Annotated in this window: 15 protein-coding genes; 9 read left to right on the top strand and 6 right to left on the bottom strand. The window is 63.3% G+C overall.

Features of this window, described 5'->3' with window-relative positions; genetic code table 11:
• Window positions 1-20: 20 nt before the first annotated feature.
• Window positions 21-455 (bottom strand): DoxX family protein, encoded by a 435-nt coding sequence (locus AC1RQ5_RS18580; protein WP_493200885.1) that lies wholly within the window; start codon window positions 453-455, stop codon window positions 21-23.
• A gap of 108 nt (window positions 456-563) precedes the next feature.
• On the opposite strand from AC1RQ5_RS18580, the gene AC1RQ5_RS18585 reads away from it, so the two are divergent.
• A complete protein-coding gene (locus tag AC1RQ5_RS18585) occupies window positions 564-1,484 on the top strand; it encodes a LysR family transcriptional regulator (protein ID WP_493200887.1) in 921 nt (306 codons plus the stop codon).
• Here AC1RQ5_RS18585 and AC1RQ5_RS18590 read toward each other — a convergent pair.
• Window positions 1,468-2,805, bottom strand: a complete 1,338-nt coding sequence (locus AC1RQ5_RS18590) for an NAD(P)/FAD-dependent oxidoreductase (protein WP_493200889.1) — start codon at window positions 2,803-2,805, stop codon at window positions 1,468-1,470. The two genes, AC1RQ5_RS18585 and AC1RQ5_RS18590, sit on opposite strands and share 17 nt — an antisense overlap.
• Window positions 2,806-2,898: 93 nt before the next feature.
• On the opposite strand from AC1RQ5_RS18590, the gene aat reads away from it, so the two are divergent.
• Window positions 2,899-3,567 (top strand): leucyl/phenylalanyl-tRNA--protein transferase, encoded by a 669-nt coding sequence (gene aat / locus AC1RQ5_RS18595; protein WP_493200890.1) that lies wholly within the window; start codon window positions 2,899-2,901, stop codon window positions 3,565-3,567.
• 107 nt (window positions 3,568-3,674) lie between these two features.
• On the opposite strand, the gene AC1RQ5_RS18600 is transcribed toward aat, so the two are convergent.
• A complete protein-coding gene (locus AC1RQ5_RS18600) occupies window positions 3,675-4,637 on the bottom strand; it encodes a DUF2155 domain-containing protein (protein ID WP_493200891.1) in 963 nt (320 codons plus the stop codon).
• Window positions 4,638-4,849: 212 nt separating this feature from the next.
• Here AC1RQ5_RS18600 and AC1RQ5_RS18605 point away from each other — a divergent pair, with 212 nt between their 5' ends.
• The 3 genes from AC1RQ5_RS18605 to AC1RQ5_RS18615 all read left to right on the top strand — a co-directional run bounded on the left by AC1RQ5_RS18605 (window position 4,850) and on the right by AC1RQ5_RS18615 (window position 7,419).
• Window positions 4,850-5,629, top strand: a complete 780-nt coding sequence (locus AC1RQ5_RS18605) for an SDR family NAD(P)-dependent oxidoreductase (RefSeq protein ID WP_493200893.1) — start codon at window positions 4,850-4,852, stop codon at window positions 5,627-5,629.
• A 23-nt stretch (window positions 5,630-5,652) separates the two neighbouring features.
• Window positions 5,653-6,597, top strand: coding sequence for a LipP1 family hormone-sensitive lipase (gene lipP1 / locus AC1RQ5_RS18610; RefSeq protein ID WP_493200895.1), 945 nt, complete (start codon window positions 5,653-5,655; stop codon window positions 6,595-6,597).
• A 138-nt stretch (window positions 6,598-6,735) separates the two neighbouring features.
• Window positions 6,736-7,419, top strand: a complete 684-nt coding sequence (locus tag AC1RQ5_RS18615; RefSeq protein ID WP_493200897.1) for a DJ-1/PfpI family protein — start codon at window positions 6,736-6,738, stop codon at window positions 7,417-7,419.
• Window positions 7,420-7,585: 166 nt separating this feature from the next.
• Here the strand turns inward: AC1RQ5_RS18615 and AC1RQ5_RS18620 are convergent, their stop codons facing one another.
• Window positions 7,586-7,996 (bottom strand): NADH:ubiquinone oxidoreductase subunit NDUFA12, encoded by a 411-nt coding sequence (locus AC1RQ5_RS18620; RefSeq protein ID WP_398476624.1) that lies wholly within the window; start codon window positions 7,994-7,996, stop codon window positions 7,586-7,588.
• 272 nt (window positions 7,997-8,268) lie between these two features.
• Between AC1RQ5_RS18620 and AC1RQ5_RS18625 the strand changes: the two genes are divergently transcribed.
• Both AC1RQ5_RS18625 and AC1RQ5_RS18630 read left to right on the top strand, forming a co-directional pair.
• Window positions 8,269-8,805, top strand: coding sequence for a BA14K family protein (locus AC1RQ5_RS18625; RefSeq protein ID WP_493200899.1), 537 nt, complete (start codon window positions 8,269-8,271; stop codon window positions 8,803-8,805).
• A 183-nt stretch (window positions 8,806-8,988) separates the two neighbouring features.
• Window positions 8,989-10,185: a sensor histidine kinase gene (locus AC1RQ5_RS18630; RefSeq protein WP_493200901.1), complete on the top strand. Its 1,197-nt coding sequence runs from the start codon at window positions 8,989-8,991 to the stop codon at window positions 10,183-10,185.
• 3 nt (window positions 10,186-10,188) lie between these two features.
• On the opposite strand, the gene AC1RQ5_RS18635 is transcribed toward AC1RQ5_RS18630, so the two are convergent.
• On the bottom strand, window positions 10,189-11,655 hold the full coding sequence (locus AC1RQ5_RS18635; protein ID WP_493200903.1) for a glycosyltransferase family 2 protein: 1,467 nt from the start codon (window positions 11,653-11,655) through the stop codon (window positions 10,189-10,191).
• A gap of 163 nt (window positions 11,656-11,818) precedes the next feature.
• Between AC1RQ5_RS18635 and AC1RQ5_RS18640 the strand changes: the two genes are divergently transcribed.
• The gene (locus tag AC1RQ5_RS18640; RefSeq protein WP_493200904.1) at window positions 11,819-12,403 is read left to right on the top strand and encodes a cytochrome b; all 585 of its coding nucleotides are present in this window, start codon (window positions 11,819-11,821) and stop codon (window positions 12,401-12,403) included.
• Here AC1RQ5_RS18640 and AC1RQ5_RS18645 read toward each other — a convergent pair.
• Window positions 12,400-13,299: a DMT family transporter gene (locus tag AC1RQ5_RS18645; protein WP_493200906.1), complete on the bottom strand. Its 900-nt coding sequence runs from the start codon at window positions 13,297-13,299 to the stop codon at window positions 12,400-12,402. The two genes, AC1RQ5_RS18640 and AC1RQ5_RS18645, sit on opposite strands and share 4 nt — an antisense overlap.
• 744 nt (window positions 13,300-14,043) lie before the next feature.
• On the opposite strand from AC1RQ5_RS18645, the gene AC1RQ5_RS18650 reads away from it, so the two are divergent.
• On the top strand, window positions 14,044-17,781 hold the full coding sequence (locus AC1RQ5_RS18650) for a vitamin B12-dependent ribonucleotide reductase (protein ID WP_493203469.1): 3,738 nt from the start codon (window positions 14,044-14,046) through the stop codon (window positions 17,779-17,781).
• Window positions 17,782-17,869: the final 88 nt, after the last annotated feature.

Genomic DNA, 17,869 nt, shown 5'->3' on the forward strand with positions numbered 1-17,869 from the left:
GCGCGCAATGACGGTTGGGTTCAGGCCGATGCGGGCACTGCTGCAGGCGCCGGGATGCTGCGCAGATTGTCGATGGCATAGGCGCCCGCGCCGATCAGCGCCTGCGATGCGAGTGCGACGATCCACAATGCAAGAAATTCCCAACCACCCTTCGGATTGGTGAAGAAGAAGCCCGCTGGGCCATGCACGGTGACGATGGCGCCGAGCAGCACCGGGATCAGCAACACGGCAGCGATGCGCGTCCACAGGCCCAGGATCAGCGCGATGGCGCCGACCGTCTCGACGGCGATGATGAGATAGGCCAGCTCCGGCGGCAGGCCGAGGCTGCCGAAGAATTTGGCGGTGCCGGCCGGGGTGAAGACGAAGAATTTGAGCCCGGCATGGGCAAGGAACAGGATGCCGAGGCTGAGGCGAAGGATGAGCGCGGCATAGGGCGCGGTGCGGGTATCGATCACGGTGGATCTCCTGAATGGCGATCACCGGGACATAATCCCCCTTCAACATGATGAGAATTGATCTATATCGGATACCAGCTCACACTTATGGAGTGAGATGAGGATATCATGCTGGATCGGCTCACCGGAATAGAAGTATTTGCGCGCGTTGCCGCCACCGGCAGTTTTTCGGCGGCCGGGCGCGCTCTGGGCCTGTCGCAAACCATGGTGACCAAGCATATCGCGGCCCTCGAGGCGCGGCTCGGCACCCGCCTGGTTCACCGCAGCACCCGCAAGATCGCCCTCACCGAGGACGGCAAGCGCTATCTGGAGGCCGGCGAGCGCATCCTGGCCGAGATGGCGGCGGCGGATGCCGCGATCACCAGCGATCACCTGGATCCGGTCGGCCTGTTGCGCGTCAATGCGCCGGTCTCCTTCGGCACCGATTATCTCGCGCCGATCCTCCCCGCTTTCGCGGCGCGCTATCCGCATGTCACTGTCGATCTCGCACTCAATGACCGGCTCGTCGATCTGGTGGAGGAAGGCTGGGACGTGGCCGTGCGGATCGGCCGCCTCGCCGACTCGCAGCTGACCGTGCGCCGGCTTGCGCCCTGCGCCACCGTGGTCTGCGCCGCGCCCGCTTATCTTGCCGCCCATGGCACACCGCGCAGCGTCGCCGATCTCGCCGGGCATAATTGCCTCGGCTACACGCTGTCGCGCCCGGTGGGGATCGAGCGCTGGTCGTTCGGCACCAAGGGCGATGTGGATGTCAAAGTATCGGGCAACCTGCGCGCCAATAATGGCGACGCGCTGCGCCGCGCCGCGATCGCCGGGCAAGGCATCATCTATCAGCCGACCTTCATCGTCGCCGACGCCTTGCGCAGCGGCGAGCTGGTGGCGCTGCCGCTGGATCAGCCGCCGCTGACGCTCGGCGGCATCTATGGCGTCTATCCACCCGGTCGCAATCCGCCGGCCAAAGTCCGCGTGTTTCTGGACTTCCTGATCGCAGCCTTTGCCGATCCACCCTGGACGCTCACCGAACCACTTTGATCCGCGGCCTCTCGCTGTCCTGCTCCGGCTTTGCAGCACCGCCGAGCACAGCGCGGCCTTGTGTGATCAACCGCGCGCCGCGCTGATCGAGCGTATGGATCCACAGCCAGTTCAGTGCCACCGCGAGACGATTGCGCACGCCGATCAGGAAATAGATGTGGGCGATGCCCCAGATCCACCACGCAATCGCACCGCGCAGCCTGAAGCGGCCGAAGTCGATAACGGCCAGATGCTTGCCGATCTGCGCGAGACTGCCATCGTGGCGATAGCGGAACGGCGCCGGCGTCTCGCCGCGCAGGCGCTGCTTGATGGCATTGGCGACATAGCGCCCTTCCTGCTTCGCTGCCGGCGCGATGCCGGGCACCGGAGAGCCATCGGTTGCTGCGATGCTCACGGTATCGCCGATCGCAAAAATCTCGGGATGGCCGGGCACGGTGAGATCGGCGCTCGTCTGCAAGCGGCCGGCGCGGTCGGCCGGGGCGCCAAGCCATTCGGCCGCGGGCGATGCGCGCACGCCTGCCGCCCAGATGATCGTGCGCGCCGGCAAGCGCGTCTCGCCATAGACGACGCCATCGGCGCTGCAGTCCGACACGGCATGGCCGAGTGCCACCTCAACGCCGAGCTTTTCCAGCGAGCGCTGCGCATAGGCAGATAGCTGCTCCGGAAAATTGGCAAGCACGCGCGATCCGGCTTCGACGAGCACGACACGTGCCTTGCGGGTGTCGATATTGCGGAAGTCACCCGGCAATGTCGTGCGCGCCATTTCGGCGATGGTACCGGCGAGTTCGACACCGGTCGGGCCGGCGCCGATGACGACGAAATTCAGCAGCGCTGCGCGCTCCTCGGGATCGCTCGTGCTCTCGGCACGCTCGAATGCCGTGAGGATGCGGCGGCGAATGGTGGTGGCGTCCTCGAGCGTCTTCAGGCCTGGTGCGAACGGCTCCCACTCGTCATGGCCGAAATAGGCGTGGCCGGCGCCGGTGGCGAGCACCAGCGTGTCGTAAGGCAGCGCCTGCCCGTCATCGAGCTTTACATGTTTCGCAACGGGATCGACGCCGATCACGGTGCCGAGCAGCGTGGTGACATCCTTGCGTCCACGCAGCAGATAGCGGATCGGCCAGGCGATTTCGGACGTCGCCAGCGAGGCGGTGGCGACCTGATAGAGCAGAGGTTGAAACAGATGATGATTGCGACGGTCGATCAGCGTGATATGCGCCTTGACGCCGTGCAGCCGATGGACGGTTTCCAGGCCACCAAAGCCGGCGCCGACAACGACGATGCGATGATCTCCGGCATGAACCGCAGCAGGAACAGGTGTCATTGTCTCGTCTCCATTCAACCCATCCACGCTATGATGGATGCCGCGACAAGCAAGCCCGTCGCGCTTATCGCTTCATTCTGTTAGCCTATCGATATGAGCGCACGCGACTCCGCATCGACCGACATCACGCCCGAATTATTGCTGCGCGCTTATGCCTGCGGCATCTTTCCGATGTCGGAAAGCGCGGATGATCCCGGCCTGTTCTGGGTCGAACCAGAAATGCGGGGCGTCATCCCGTTGGACGGTTTTCGTATCAGCTCACGCCTCGCGCGTACCGTGCGTTCGGATCAGTTCTCCGTGACCGTCGATCGCGCCTTCAAGCGCGTGATGTCGGAATGCGCCGCGCCGAAACCTGATCGTGAAGACACCTGGATCAACAAGCGCATCCGCGATCTCTATGGCGCGCTGCATGAGATGGGGCACGCGCACAGCGTCGAGGTATGGGAGAACGACGATCTGGTCGGCGGGCTCTATGGCGTATCGCTCGGCCGCGCATTTTTTGGCGAAAGCATGTTTCATCATGCCCGCGATGCCTCCAAGGTTGCGCTGGTGCATCTGGTCGCACGCCTGATTGCCGGCGGCTATGGCCTGCTCGACACGCAATATGTGACGGACCATCTACGCAGCTTTGGCGCGATCGAAGTGCCGCGCGATCGCTATCGGATCTTGCTCGATGCAGCGTTGGATGACGTCGCGGATTTCGAGGCGTTGCCTGAGACGATGTCGGGGGCGGACGCGCTGGCGATGATCTCAGGATCGTAGGATGGGTTGAGCGCAGCGAAACCCATGCTGTCCGTCGCGCGTTGCAAGCTCCGCCGATGGGTTATCGCTTCGGCGCTGCGCGCCTGCGCTCAACCCATCCTACGACCTCACTGCCTGAATGCCGGGAAACCCGGCGGCGGTGCCAGTTGCTGCTGGGGCTGTGGACGCGGCGCCTGCTTCGGCGGCGGCTGGCGTTTCTGCGCGGCGGCCGGAACGGGACGCGTCTCCTGAGCTGCGACCACTTCGGGCTGCTTACAGTCGGTCAGCCAGATGTCATAGATCGGATGCTCGACGCCGTGCAGTCCGGGGCTCGCGGCAAACATCCAGCCGGAGAAGATGCGCTTCACTTCGCCCTGCAGCGTGATCTCGTCCACTTCGACGAAGGCGTCGGTGTTCGCCGCCTCGGTCGCGGGACGCGTGTAGCAGGCATCGGTCTTCACGCGCAGCGCGCCGAATTGCACGGTCTCGCCGATATCGGAATCGAAATTGATGATGCGGCCGGTGATCTTGTCGAGACCGGAAAACGCCGCCTTCTTGTTGGGAATCTTCTGCGCCGGAGGTTCGGTAACGACCTCGTCGCCGGGCTGCAGCGTGGCGGCCGGTGGCGGTGCGTTGCGCGGCGCCTGCTTGGCATTCGGATTGGGTGCACCAGCCGGCGGCGCATTGGCGACACCAGGCTGCTGTGCGGGCGGCGTCACCCCGAGCGGCGGCGGCTGATCAGGGCGCGCGGCCTGTGGATTGTTCTGGGGAATGGTCGTGACATTGCTGCCCGGCGGCGGGGCCAGCGGCTGCGACTGCACGGCGCCGGGGGGCGGTGCACCCATGCCCGGAGCCGGACGCGCCGGCAACAGGCGGCCCTGCGGCAGTTCGGGCACGTCCTCGTCGTCTTCCATCTGCGGGGGCGGCTGCTGTTGCTGGCCACGCGGCACGCTGCCCGGCGGGCGCGGCGGCGGATCGCCAAACAATGTGCCGAACTGCGCGTGCACCGGGACGGTGGACAGCGAGGTCGCAGCCAGAAGGGCCGCAAATCCGGCAATGGCAAATCTGGCCGAAAAAGGCGTTCGGAACATGCAGCGGCGCTCAAACGAGAATCAGGCTCGCGACATTGTAGGGGAATGGCCGCGTAATCGCCTCCGGTTAACACGTGGAATGCGGCGACGGAAGGGCGCCATGCTTCCCATACCACCGTCTGGTCAGTCCCATCGGCGCGTGAAATAGTTGGCGCAGAGCCGGATCGACCGGCCGACAATCCGGGACAACCGGAGTTTTGGGGAGAACGCCTATGGCCGATGGAATTCGTCTGGATGGCAGGATCGCCGTCGTCACCGGCGCTGCCGGGGTGATCGGCACCGAAACCATCAAACTGCTCGCCGCCCGCGGCGCAAAAATCGTCGCGGTGGACCGCGATGCCGCCGTTCTGGATCGCGCGATCGCCGGCCTCCCGGCTTCAGCAGAAGCGCTTGCGATCATCGCCGATGTCACCAGCGAGGAGGATGTGATCTCCTATGTCGCCGCCGCGGTGAAGCGCTTTGGGACCATCGATATCTTCTACAACAATGCCGGCATCGAGGGCACGATCACGCCGATCGTGAATGCCTCGCTCGCCGATTTTCGCAAAGTGCTCGACGTCAATGTCGTCGGTGTCTTTCTCGGCATGAAGCATGTGCTGCCGGTGATGCTGAAGCAGGACCGCGGCTCGATCATCAACACGGCGTCCATCGCCGGGCTGATCGGCTCCGCCGAAGTCGCCGTCTACAGCGCCAGCAAACACGCGGTCATCGGCCTCACCAAGAGCGCGGCGCAGGAATGCACCGGCACCAATGTGCGCGTGAACGCCGTGTGCCCCGGCCTGATCGATAGCCGCATGCTGTCCGCGATCGTCGATGCCCGTGTCGGACGCGGCGCGCCAGCGCCGGTGGAGAAGGTGGTGGATCGCGTGCCGCAGCGTCGCCTCGGCCTTGCGAAGGAAGTCGCGCCCATCGTCGCCTTCCTCGCCTCGGATGATGCGAGCTACGTCACTGGCTCCGCCTATACCGTCGATGGCGGCCGCACCTCGGCCTGACCCAAAACAAAGAAGAGCAGATCATGCCTGTCACTCTCGATCCCGATGCCAATGCCGTCCTCACCGCCTTTCGTGAGGCAGGTCGCCCGCCTTACGAAACGCTGACCCCACCAGAAGCACGCGAATGGTATTTGAAGGCCCGCGAGGTCGCCAATCCCGAGCCGCCGGCGCTCGCATCGGTGACGGCGATGACCATTCCCGGGCCGGCCGGTGCCATCCCTGCCCGGCTCTACACGCCAAAAACGCTGCGCCAGCAGGATGGCCTGTCGCCCTGCCTCGTCTTCTTCCATGGTGGCGGATGGGTGATCGGCGATCTCGACAGCCATGACGTGGTCTGTCGCATCCTCGCGCATGAAGGCGAGATGCTGGTGATCTCGGTGGATTATCGCCTCGCGCCCGAGCACAAGTTTCCAGCCGCCATCGACGATGCCATCGCAGCGACGCGCTGGATTGCGGACAATGCCGTGCAGCTCAATGTGAATGTCGATCACCTGCTCGTCGGCGGCGACAGCGCCGGCGGCAATCTCTCCGCCATCACCGCCATCGATGCGCGCGACAATGGCGGACCGAAGCTCAAGGGCCAGTTATTGATCTATCCCGCCACCGACTTCCGGATGGATCATCCCTCGCATCGCGAGCCGGAGACAAGCTGCCTGCTCACCCATACGGTGATGCACTGGTTCTCAGATCACTATCTCAACAGCCCCGCAGACATCGAGAATTGGCGCGCGTCACCGGCACGTATGGAGAATCTCAAGGGACTGCCGCCGGCCTATGTGCTGATCGCAGGCGCCGATCCGCTGCGTGACGAAGGCGCAGAATATGCCAAGCGGCTTGCAGATGCCGGCGTGGCCGTGACGGATAAGACCTATCCCGGCCAATTCCATGGCTTCATCACCATGGGCAAAATCCTGCCCAAGGCGAATGAGGCGCTGCATGATATTGGTGGATGGCTGAAAGCGCTTTGACCTGCCGGATGGGTAGAGCATAGGCGCGAGCGCCGGAGCGACCCCATCGGCGGAGTTCGCCGCACCAACGAAAGGATGGGTTTCGCTGCGCTCGACCCATCCTACGATCCATCGCATATGCGACGATTGGAGACGCTCATGACCCCACCTCTGAACATCGGCTTCGTCCTGTTCCCGAATGTCACCCAGCTCGATTTCACCGGACCGCTACAGGTGCTGTCGCGGATGCCCGGCGCCAAGGTGCATCTGCTCTGGAAACGCATGGAGCCGCTGACCAGCGACACCGTGCTGACATTCCTGCCGACCACGACCTTTGCCGATTGCCCGCAGCTCGACGTCATCTGCGTGCCCGGCGGCGCCGGTGCGGACGATGCGATGCTCGACGAGGAGACGATTGCCTTTCTGCAGAAGCAGGCTGAAGGCGCGCGCTATGTGACATCGGTCTGTACGGGCGCGCTGGTGCTGGGTGCGGCGGGCCTGCTCAAAGGCTATCGCGCAGCGACGCACTGGTCGGCACGGCCGTTCCTGTCGCAATTTGGCGCGACGTTGGACACGTCGCGTGTCTGCGTCGATCGCAACCGCGTCACCGGCGGCGGCGTCACGGCCGGCATCGACTTTGCGCTGACGCTGGTTTCGATCATGTTCGATCGCCGGACCGCCGAGATGATCCAACTTGGCATCGAATACAATCCGGCACCGCCGTTCAGTGCGGGTTCGCCGGAGACAGCGCCTGCAGATGTGGTGGCGGCGCTGACGGAGCGCGCCGGTGGGTGGAAGACACGCGAGGCCAAAGCAAAACGCGCGGCGGAGCGGCTGGTCTAATGCGTAGGATGGGTTGAGCGGAGCGATAACCCATCACCACAAGCGCTCGCGGTGATGGGTTATCGCTCCGGCGCTGCGCGCCTGCGCTCAACCCATCCTACGCCTCGCCCAACAAAAAAGCCGCGCATGGCGACATGCGCGGCTCTCTCAAATTCCGGAATCGCGGTTACGAGCCGGGCGTCCAGGCCTGGTAATCGCCGGTCGCCTTCGGGCGACGGCCGGAGGCCAGCGTCGAGCCGGACGGGCGATAGGCCGCCGGCGTGCCGGTGAGATTCGGCTGATGCGGCTTCTGCCATTCGCGGGGCGTGTAGTCTTGCTCGCTCGGCGCCACGTCAGTGGTGTGGTGGATCCAGCCATGCCAGCCGGTCGGAATGCGGCTTGCCTCGGCATAGCCGTTATAGATCACCCAGCGGCGCTGGAAGCCGAGGGTCGGGTCGATCGCACCACCCTTGGTGCGGTAATAGCGGTTGCCCTGCTCGTCGGTGCCGACGAGTTCGCCGAATCGTGAGGTCCACAGATCGGTCCCGAAGGTCGATCCGCTCCACCACGTGAAGATTTTCAGCAAAACCTGTTTCATCTTTTGAGCCGTTCCAGGGAATTCGTCGCCCGTTGATGCCATCCGGACGGCCAAATGTCCAGTTGCCGGCGCGGCGGAACGTCGCCAGCAACTGTTCGTGACAGCCCCTTTCCGCCACATGCCGAAAATCACAGATAAGTCGCAGGCAACGCTTGGTTTTGTTCATGTCGCATACATCGGGCGAAGCGCGAAATTGCCTGGAGATATGCGGTCACGCCGCGGAACATGGTCCGCGCGAGACTGTTGGGAACATATCCAGATAGGAGAACACGATGACTGGTTTGAAGGTCTTGAGCGTCGCGGCGCTCGCAGCAGTGGCGATCCCGACAATGGCAACGCCAAGCTTCGCGATTGAGAAGCGCGTGGTCATCGGCAGCCCCGGCGGTGGCGGCGGCGTAGCCATTGGCGGCGGTGGCCGTGGTTTCGGCGGCAGCGGTGGTGGCGGCTGGCACGGTGGCGGCCCGCGCTTTGGCGGCGGCGGCTGGCACGGCGGTGGTCCGCGCTATGGCGGCGGTGGCTGGCGCGGCGGTGGCTTCGGTCCGGGCTTTGCGGCCGGCGCCATCATTGGCAGCGGCATCGCAGCCAATAGCTATTATGGTTCCGGATACTACGGTGGCTCCGGCTATTACGGCGGCGGCCCGTATTACGGCAGCAGCTACGCCTATGACGACGACGCACCGGATGTGGTCGAGGTCGCACCGCAGAGCGGCGGCGGAGATGTCGATTACTGCATCCGCACCTACAAGTCGTACAATGTGCGGACCGGCACTTATCTCGGTTATGACGGCCAGCGTCACGCCTGCCCGTAACGCCTGATACAATCCCGATCGAGGGCGGCGCCTGCGCCGCCCTTTGTCGTGTCGTTTCCGGTTGCGCCAATCGGCACAGCATCTAAGAGTGACAGCCAGAAGCACGCAGAAACTTTCAGGGAACTCGTGCGTCATAATTCGCCTGGCAGTATCGTTGTCAGCGCCCGTGGTGTGAGCAATTCAGTGGACGCGTCAGACAAGCCCAAGATCGCAGCACTGCACCCGAATGAGACGGAACGGCTGAAGGCGCTGCGGTCCTACGGTATTCTCGACACCGCGATTGAGCCCTCCTTCGACGACATCACCAAGATCGCCAGCTATGTCTGCCAGACGCCGATGTCGATCATCAGCCTGGTCGATGAAGGCCGGCAGTGGTTCAAATCGGAAATCGGCCTGGGTGTGCGCGAGACTCCGATGGAGCAGTCGATCTGCGCCCATGCGATTCTCGAACATAGTTTTCTCGAGGTCGAGGACGTCACCAAGGACGCCCGTTTCGCTTGCAATCCGCTGGTCACCGGCGATCCGCATCTGCGGTTCTATGCCGGTGCATTGCTGCGCACCCCCGATGGCCTGCCGCTCGGCACTGTCTGCGTCCTCGACGACAAACCGCGCGTGCTCTCGTCTGAGCAGCGCGAAGTACTGGCCGCCCTCGCCCGACAGGTCATGGCGCAGATGGAATTCCGTCGCGCCCTCGTACTCGCCGATCGGCTGCAGCGAAATATCAGCCGCCTGATGGCGGTTGCAGGCCACGACCTCAAGCAGCCGCTGCAAGTGATGGTGATGGCCATCGACCGCATCCGCAACAAGCTCACTGACGAGAAGGATCGCGAGCGGCTGGGCTATGCCATCGATGCGGGCATGCGCATGGCGGAGGAGCTCGACCGTCTGGCGGAAACGTCCGTGCTCGGCGCCGGCTTGGGTGCACCAAGCCTGCACGCATTTCCGCTGCAGGATGTGTTCGACTCGATCCTCGCCAATTGGCGCCTGCATGCGGAAGCCAAAGGGCTCGAACTTATCGTGTTGCCGAGCAAGGCGCAGATCGTCAGCGATCCCGGCATGCTGCGCGCCATTCTCGGAAATCTCGTCGGCAATGCGATCAAATACACCGATCACGGCCGCGTGCTGGTCGGCAGCCGCAAGCGCGAGAATGCCGTTAGCATCGAAGTGCTCGATACCGGGACCGGCATTCCGAGCGAACAGCTGTCATCGATCTTCGAGGCGTTTCACCAGATCAACCCCGCCAGCGAAGGCCTCGGGCTCGGCCTGTCCATCGTGCGCCGGACCGCGGAAGCACTGGGCCACGAGATCGCTTTGAAATCCGACCTCACCCGCGGTTCGCATTTCACGGTGAAGGTGCCGCTGGCCGCCGTCCCGGCCTGACGATCACTCGCCGGCGTTCGGCAGTTCGCGCCGCGGCGTCGCCGCCGGTGCAAATCCCCATTCCTTGCTGCCGCGCAGAAACGCGATCCATCCCCATGTCGCCCCGGCGTGACGCAACAGCTGGAAGGTGAATGGCTCGATCACCGCCGCCAGCGTCGCGGCTGCAAAACTTGTCGGCGTACGGCCGCCCGTCAGGCGGCGATACAGATGCACGGTCCAGAGATAGACGAAAAAGTCCGCGACGATTTTTGCGGTGATCAAGCCGAACACCGGCAGCGCGATCTCGATCTTGCCGATGGCAAGAAATGCGACGAGCAGCACGAAGGCTGTGAGGCCATAGATCGGCTGCAGCGTGTCCAGCGCCTTGATGGGCAGCATGCGTATGCCGAGCCGGCCATAGCGACGATTGCCGGTCATGTCGCGATTCCAGTATTGCGTCTGCAGAAAGCCGGCAAACCAGCGGCGGCGCTGGCGCAGGAATGTCATCACGGTCGATGGCGCATCGGTACGTGCCAGTGAGCTACCGATCATGCGCAGCTGCCAGCCAAGATCGTGATCGGTGGAATAGCGATGCAGGCGATGCGTCAGCTCGTAGTCTTCGACCAGGCATTCGGCGTCGAAGCCGCCGACCTTGATCAGCGCGTCCCGGCGAAAACCCGCAAAGGCGCCGGAGATCAACAACAGGCTGTTGCCGCGCATCCAGGCGAAACGCGAGATGACGTTGCGGATATATTCGTAGGTCTGGAACCACTGCATCAACCGGCCGCCGATGCCGGGGCGACAGACCGGCACGAGAATCCCGCCGGCTGCGACCAGTTTCACATCGGCCGCGAATGCGCTGCGCATTTCCGCGATGGCATCGCTTGCCATGAACGTGTCCGCATCCAGCGTGACCACCAGATCGCTGTCAGCCTTCACGATGGCCGCATTCAACGCGCGGGCCTTGCCCTGATGCGGCAGGCGGAGCCAATGCAGCCGCGACGCACCGAGCTTTCCAATACTGTCATGGCCCACGGCCGGAATCGCCAGTCCGTAGCGATCGTGCAAGACGGATGCGGTGTCATCACGCGAGCCGTCATCGGCGATCATGATGAGATCCGGCGCGTCGCTCTGCCCTTCGATGGCTGCCAGCACAGCCGGCAGCGACGCCGCCTCGTTATGCGCGGCGATCAGGATGCCAAGGGATGGGCGTCCCCCGGTTGGTGTCGCGCAGACGGATTGCGGAACACGCGCGGCAAACGCCAGTGGCAAGGTCTGGCGGACCACATAGAGCATCAGCAGCGTGTCATAGGCGATGTAGACCATCCCCGCCGACCACGCCCAGATACTGCTCAACCACAGCGATCTGCCGAACAGCACAAGCCACAAAGCCAGTACGGCAAGATAAATCAGCAAGCTGATCACCGGCATCCGCCGCGGCGTGATGCGAGGCGATGCCGCGGCAAAGGCCTGTTGAAGCGCGTTTGTCATGCCGTCGATCAAAGGGGCCCGCCGGAATAAAGCTTTACGTTAGAAGCTACGAGCGAACTGTGATCGGGTTGCGTCGCCGCGGCTAAATAGCGCGTGATCATCGTTGGGCGAAAACACGAATACGTCATGCACGTCACCACAAATCGCGTTTAGACTTATTCCTATGAGCTCCACAGAATTACCGGTCCGCCGTTACACCCGCGTTGCGATGTTCCTTCATTGGCTGATCGCTTTGCTGATCATCATCAATGTCGCGCTGATCTGGAGCGTCGATTACATCCCCGAAGAGCGAATCCGGCTCGTCATCGACAGCCACAAGTCGTTCGGCATCACCGTGCTCGGCCTCGTGCTGATGCGCCTGTTATGGCGTGCCGCCAACCGGCCACCGGATCTGCCCGACACCTATCCGCGCGCCGAGAAGACCACGGCCCATGCCGCCCATATCGCGCTTTACGTGCTGATGATCGGACTGCCGCTGTCGGGCTGGATGCATGACAGCGCGTGGAAGGCCGCTGGCGAGATCAAGATGTATCTGTTCGGCCTGTTCGAATGGCCACGCATCGGCTGGATCATGAATACGGATCCTACCTTTAAGGAACGCCTTCACGGGATCTTCGGCGGCATCCATCACTGGCTGGCTTATGCGCTTTATGCGCTGGTCGGCCTGCACATCGCTGCTGCCCTCAAGCATCAGTGGTGGGATGGACATCCGGAATTACAGCGCATGTGGCCGGGCAAGGAGAGCTAGCCTTTCGTCGCCAGCGCCACGCCGGCCAGCGTGAAGCTCAATGCCGCGATCTGCACGATTCCGAGCGGCTCATGCAGCATGACGGACGCTCCCACCACGCCGATCACCGGCACCGCCATGGTGCCGATCGCCGCGACGGAAGCCGGCAGCAAGGTCAGCGCCGCAAACCAGCTCACATAGGCAACGCAAAAGCCGATCAGCCCGACATAGGCGAAAGTCCCCCAGCCGACATAGGTCACGGCCGCTGGATGCGCAGTCTCGCAGACGAGGCCGATCAGCATCACCGGGAAACTGCCAAGCACGATCTGCCAGCCAGCGGATGCCAGCAGCGGCATCTTCAGCGGATACTTCTTGCCGAGCACCGTGCCGCCCGCGAAGCCGAATGCACCGGTCACGGCCATCACGAGGCCCAGCAACTTCTGCTGGCTGACCTCGACGCCGTCCCCGAGCATCAGCGCGGCAATGCCGGAAAACGCCATCAGCATCGCGATGATGCGCCGGAGTGACAGGGTCTCGCCAAGAATCTGCCAGGCGAGCACAGCGGCCCAGATCGGCATCGTATAGGCGATGACCGCCGCCTCGCCGGCCGGCAGCCACAGCAGCGCCAGGCTCATCAGCGCCATCCAGCCAAACACATTGAGCATGGAGAGCCCGATCAGGCGCCCCCACTGCCCCGCTGGCACGCGCAGGCTCTCGCCGCGGAGCAGCCCGAGGACAAGCAGCACCAGCCCGCCGATCACGCCTGCGGCCCCGCGTCCGGTCAGCGGCGGCCATTCGGTGAGCATAAGTTTGGTCATCGGCCAGTTGAAACCCCAACCGATCGAGGTGACGACGAGAAACAAAAGGCCAAGCGACGCGATTCGCGGACGCGAATCTGTAGAGGTGGGATTGGTCATGAAACGGGCATTCCGGCGGACGAATCGGCGTCACCATGCGCGCAATCGCGCCTTCCGACCACCGCCAGTCGTGGGAACCCACCATCCCGCTGCCGCACGCCTGAAAGTCATCCGGATGCAATGCCAAAATGCAACACTTTGCCTGCCTGTGAACAGCGGGCATGGAGCGGTTTGCAGACACTTTGCAAAAAATTTTCGGCTTGGGATTCCGTGAGGACTCACCGATAGTTGGCCTTGTTCAGGGCGTGGCCGAGCCCCCTGGTTATCCACCCTTTCCACCATATTTAGTATTTGATTCAGGAACCGTCACTAATCCTTGACGTGAGAGATCGGTTTGGCCTAATTTTCGGACTGTCCGGTGCGAGCAGTTAGTCGTCTCCCCGGGCGCTCCCAAAACGGGTCCTGACCGGTCACTTCGTCCCTCCAAGGAGGTTACGGGGATCGGGGATCTGCGCCCTGATCACCAGAGCTTTGGAGCAGCAAAAATGGGCCGGCAAACCGGCCCAAACCACGCGTTGAGGCGTTAGGATCAGGCGGAAACGCCGGGTCCTGGGATGCATGACCCCGGCAGTTCCGGGCGGCCGCAAATGGCCCCGCCATGCTCCAGAACAGAGATAAAAGGACCGGTTTCACCGGCAAATCCTGCGGCAATCTTGAGGCAGCCTCGCGGCAAACTTGAGACTGCTAACTGAAATCACCGACCCACCAGATGTGGTGTCGGCCATGAGACGGGGCACGACGACGATGCAGATCACACGCCGCTACACCACCGAAGGACAGTCGCCCTATGCCGGGATCGACTTCCGTCACACCACCTCCGAGATCCGCAATCCGGATGGCTCGGTCGTGTTCAAGCTTGAAGGCGTCGAGGTCCCCGAGTCGTGGTCGCAGGTCGCCTCCGACGTGCTGGCCCAGAAATATTTCCGCAAGGCCGGCGTCGCCGCCAAGCTGAAGAAGGTCGAGGAAGAGTCCGTGCCGTCCTGGCTGTGGCGCTCGGTGCCGGACACCGAGGCCCTCGCCGCTTTGCCCGAGAAAGAGCGCTTCGTCAGCGAACTCTCGTCCAAGCAGGTGTTCGACCGCCTCGCCGGCTGCTGGACCTATTGGGGCTGGAAGGGCAGCTACTTCACGTCGGAAGCCGACGCCCACGCTTTCCATGACGAGCTGCGCTACATGCTCGCCAAGCAGATGGTCGCGCCGAATTCGCCGCAGTGGTTCAACACCGGCCTGCACTGGGCCTATGGCGTCGACGGTCCCGGCCAGGGCCACTACTATGTGGACTGGAAGACCGGCAAGCTCACCAAGTCGAAATCGTCCTACGAACATCCGCAGCCGCATGCCTGCTTCATCCAGGGCGTCGAGGACGATCTGGTCAATGAAGGCGGCATCATGGACCTGTGGGTGCGTGAAGCCCGTCTGTTCAAATACGGCTCGGGCACCGGCTCGAATTTCTCGAAGCTGCGCGGCGAAGGCGAGAAGCTGTCGGGCGGCGGCCGCTCGTCGGGCCTGATGTCGTTCCTCAAGATCGGCGATCGCGCCGCCGGCGCCATCAAGTCGGGCGGCACCACGCGCCGCGCGGCCAAGATGGTCGTGGTCGATGCCGACCATCCGGATATCGAGACCTATATCGACTGGAAGGTGAAGGAGGAGCAGAAGGTTGCTGCCCTCGTCACTGGTTCGAAGATGAACCAGAAGCACCTCAAGGCCATCATGAAGGCCTGCGTGAATTGCGAAGGTTCGGGCGACGACTGCTTCGATCCCGAGAAGAACCCGGCGCTGCGCCGCGAGATCAAGCTCGCGCGCCGTGCGCTGGTCACCGACAACATGATCAAGCGCGTCATCCAGTTCGCCAAGCAGGGCTACAAGGATATCGCCTTCGACATCTACGACACCGACTGGGATTCTGAGGCTTACCTCACCGTCGCCGGCCAGAACTCCAACAACTCCGTCTCGCTCAAGGACGACTTTTTGCGCGCGGTGGAGACGGACGGAAACTGGGACCTGATCGCCCGCAAGGACGGCAAGGTGATGAAGACGATCAAGGCCCGCGATCTGTGGGAAAAGATCGGCTATTCCGCCTGGGCCTCGGCTGATCCCGGCCTGCACTTCAACACCACCATGAATGACTGGCACACCTGCAAGTCATCCGGCGATATCCGTGCGTCGAATCCGTGCTCGGAATACATGTTCCTGGACGATACGGCGTGCAACCTCGCCTCGGCCAACCTGCTGACCTTCTACGACACCGCCTCCTCGACCTTCGACATCCATGCCTATGAGCATCTCTGCCGCTTGTGGACCATGGTGCTCGAAATCTCGGTCATGATGGCCCAGTTCCCCTCGAAGCCGATCGCTGAACTCTCTTACGAATTCCGCACCCTCGGCCTCGGCTACGCAAACATCGGCGGCCTGCTGATGACCATGGGTCTGTCCTATGACTCGAAGGAAGGCCGCGCGCTGTGCGGCGCCCTCACCGCTGTCATGACCGGCGTCAGCTATGCGACCTCGGCCGAGATGGCCAAGGAGCTCGGCCCGTTCCCCGGCTACAAGAAGAACGCAGCCCATATGCTGCGCGTCATCCGCAACCATCGCCGCGCCGCCCATGGCGACAGCCATGGCTATGAGAAGCTCGCCGTCAGCCCGGTGCCGCTCGACCACGCCTCCTGCCCGCAGGCGGATATCGTCGAGCGCGCCAAGCTTGCCTGGGACAACGCCCTCGAACTCGGCGAACTCCATGGCTATCGCAACGCCCAGACCACCGTCGTGGCGCCGACCGGCACCATCGGCCTGGTCATGGATTGCGACACCACCGGCATCGAGCCCGACTTCGCGCTGGTGAAGTTCAAGAAGCTCGCCGGTGGCGGCTACTGGAAGATCATCAACCGCGCCGTGCCGGCAGCACTCCGCAAGCTCGGCTATAGCGAGGCCCACATCGCCGAGATCGAAGCCTATGCCGTCGGCCATGGCTCGCTGAGCAATGCGCCGGGCATCAACAGCTCGACGCTGAAGGCCAAGGGCTTTACCGACGAAGCGCTGAAGAAGGTCGAGGCAGCACTGCCGACCGCCTTCGACATCAAGTTCGCCTTCAACAAGTGGACCTTCGGCGAGGACTTCCTCCGCGACACCCTGAAGATCGAGGCGGAAGCCATCGCAGCCCCCGGCTTCGACCTGCTCGCCGCCCTCGGCTTCACCAAGCGCGAGATCGAAGCCGCGAACGTGCACATCTGCGGTGCCATGACCGTGGAAGGCGCGCCGCATCTGAAGGCCGAGCACTACAGCGTGTTCGATTGCGCCAATCCCTGCGGCAAGATCGGCAAGCGCTATCTCTCGGTGGAAAGCCACATCCGCATGATGGCGGCCTCGCAGCCCTTCATCTCGGGTGCGATCTCCAAGACCATCAACATGCCGAACGATGCCACGGTGGAGGACTGCAAGTCCGCATACCTCTTGTCGTGGAAGCTCGCGCTGAAGGCCAACGCGCTCTATCGCGATGGCTCGAAGCTGTCGCAGCCGCTCAACTCGCAGCTCATCGCTGATGAGGACGAGGACGAGGATGCGCTGGAGAACCTGATGGAGAAGCCGATGGCGGCCCGCACCGCCGCGATCTCCGAGAAGGTGGTCGAGCGTCTGGTCGAGCGCATCGTCGTCATGCGCGAGCGCGAGAAGATGCCGGATCGCCGCAAGGGCTACACCCAGAAGGCCGTGGTCGGTGGCCACAAGGTGTACTTGCGCACCGGCGAATATGATGACGGCCGCCTCGGCGAGATCTTCATCGACATGCACAAGGAAGGCGCCGCACTCCGCTCCTTCATCAACAACTTCGCCATCGCCGTGTCGCTGGGTCTCCAGTATGGCGTGCCGCTGGAAGAGTATGTCGACGCCTTCACCTTCACCCGCTTCGAACCCGCGGGCCCGGTGCAGGGCAATGACAGCATCAAGTTCGCGACCTCGATCCTCGACTACGTGTTCCGCGAACTCGCTGTCTCCTACATGTCGCGTTTCGATCTCGGCCATGTCGACCTCTCCGAGACCGGCTTCGACGCGCTCGGCAAGGGCGAGGACGAAGGCAAGGCGCCGGATGAAGCGAGCAAATATGTCTCGCGCGGCCTCACGCGTTCGCGCACCGACAATCTCGTCGTCATGCGCGGCGGCGCCACCGCCGTCTCGGCCAACAATGACAGCGCCCCTGCCGGCGGCAGCCGCGTCACCGCCTTCGCCGGCGGCCATGCGGAAGGCGCCGTGGCGCTGAAGACCGCAGAGCCGACGGTGGCCCTGTCACCGACCGAAAAGCTCGAGGCGCAAGCCTGGAGCAAACCCGGCACGGCCGCAGCCGCAGCGGCTCCGAGCAAGGCCGAGCGTCGTGCGGAAGCGAAGGCCAAGGGCTATGAAGGCGACATGTGCGGAGAGTGCAGCAACTTCACGCTGGTGCGGAATGGGACTTGTATGAAGTGTGATACTTGCGGCAGCACCACGGGCTGCAGCTAAATATTAAAGCTAACCATGGAAAGGCCGCTCGAAGGAGCGGCCTTTTTAGTACTGGGAATAAATAACTTGAATCGGTTGGAAGGCAGCT

This window comes from Tardiphaga sp. GW821-FHT12E02, from assembly GCF_058807155.1.

Excerpts from the sequence above, each read along its gene's own strand:
- AC1RQ5_RS18645 (WP_493200906.1), bottom strand. The coding sequence starts at position 13,299 with ATGACCAATCCCACCTCTACAGATTCGCGTCCGCGAATCGCGTCGCTT.
- AC1RQ5_RS18600 (WP_493200891.1), bottom strand. The coding sequence starts at position 4,637 with ATGTTCCGAACGCCTTTTTCGGCCAGATTTGCCATTGCCGGATTTGCG.
- AC1RQ5_RS18620 (WP_398476624.1), bottom strand. The coding sequence starts at position 7,996 with ATGAAACAGGTTTTGCTGAAAATCTTCACGTGGTGGAGCGGATCGACC.
- lipP1 (WP_493200895.1), top strand. The coding sequence starts at position 5,653 with ATGCCTGTCACTCTCGATCCCGATGCCAATGCCGTCCTCACCGCCTTT.
- AC1RQ5_RS18590 (WP_493200889.1), bottom strand. The coding sequence starts at position 2,805 with ATGACACCTGTTCCTGCTGCGGTTCATGCCGGAGATCATCGCATCGTC.
- AC1RQ5_RS18585 (WP_493200887.1), top strand. The coding sequence starts at position 564 with ATGCTGGATCGGCTCACCGGAATAGAAGTATTTGCGCGCGTTGCCGCC.
- AC1RQ5_RS18635 (WP_493200903.1), bottom strand. The coding sequence starts at position 11,655 with ATGACAAACGCGCTTCAACAGGCCTTTGCCGCGGCATCGCCTCGCATC.
- AC1RQ5_RS18605 (WP_493200893.1), top strand. The coding sequence starts at position 4,850 with ATGGCCGATGGAATTCGTCTGGATGGCAGGATCGCCGTCGTCACCGGC.
- AC1RQ5_RS18625 (WP_493200899.1), top strand. The coding sequence starts at position 8,269 with ATGACTGGTTTGAAGGTCTTGAGCGTCGCGGCGCTCGCAGCAGTGGCG.
- AC1RQ5_RS18650 (WP_493203469.1), top strand. The coding sequence starts at position 14,044 with ATGCAGATCACACGCCGCTACACCACCGAAGGACAGTCGCCCTATGCC.
- AC1RQ5_RS18640 (WP_493200904.1), top strand. The coding sequence starts at position 11,819 with ATGAGCTCCACAGAATTACCGGTCCGCCGTTACACCCGCGTTGCGATG.
- AC1RQ5_RS18615 (WP_493200897.1), top strand. The coding sequence starts at position 6,736 with ATGACCCCACCTCTGAACATCGGCTTCGTCCTGTTCCCGAATGTCACC.
- aat (WP_493200890.1), top strand. The coding sequence starts at position 2,899 with ATGAGCGCACGCGACTCCGCATCGACCGACATCACGCCCGAATTATTG.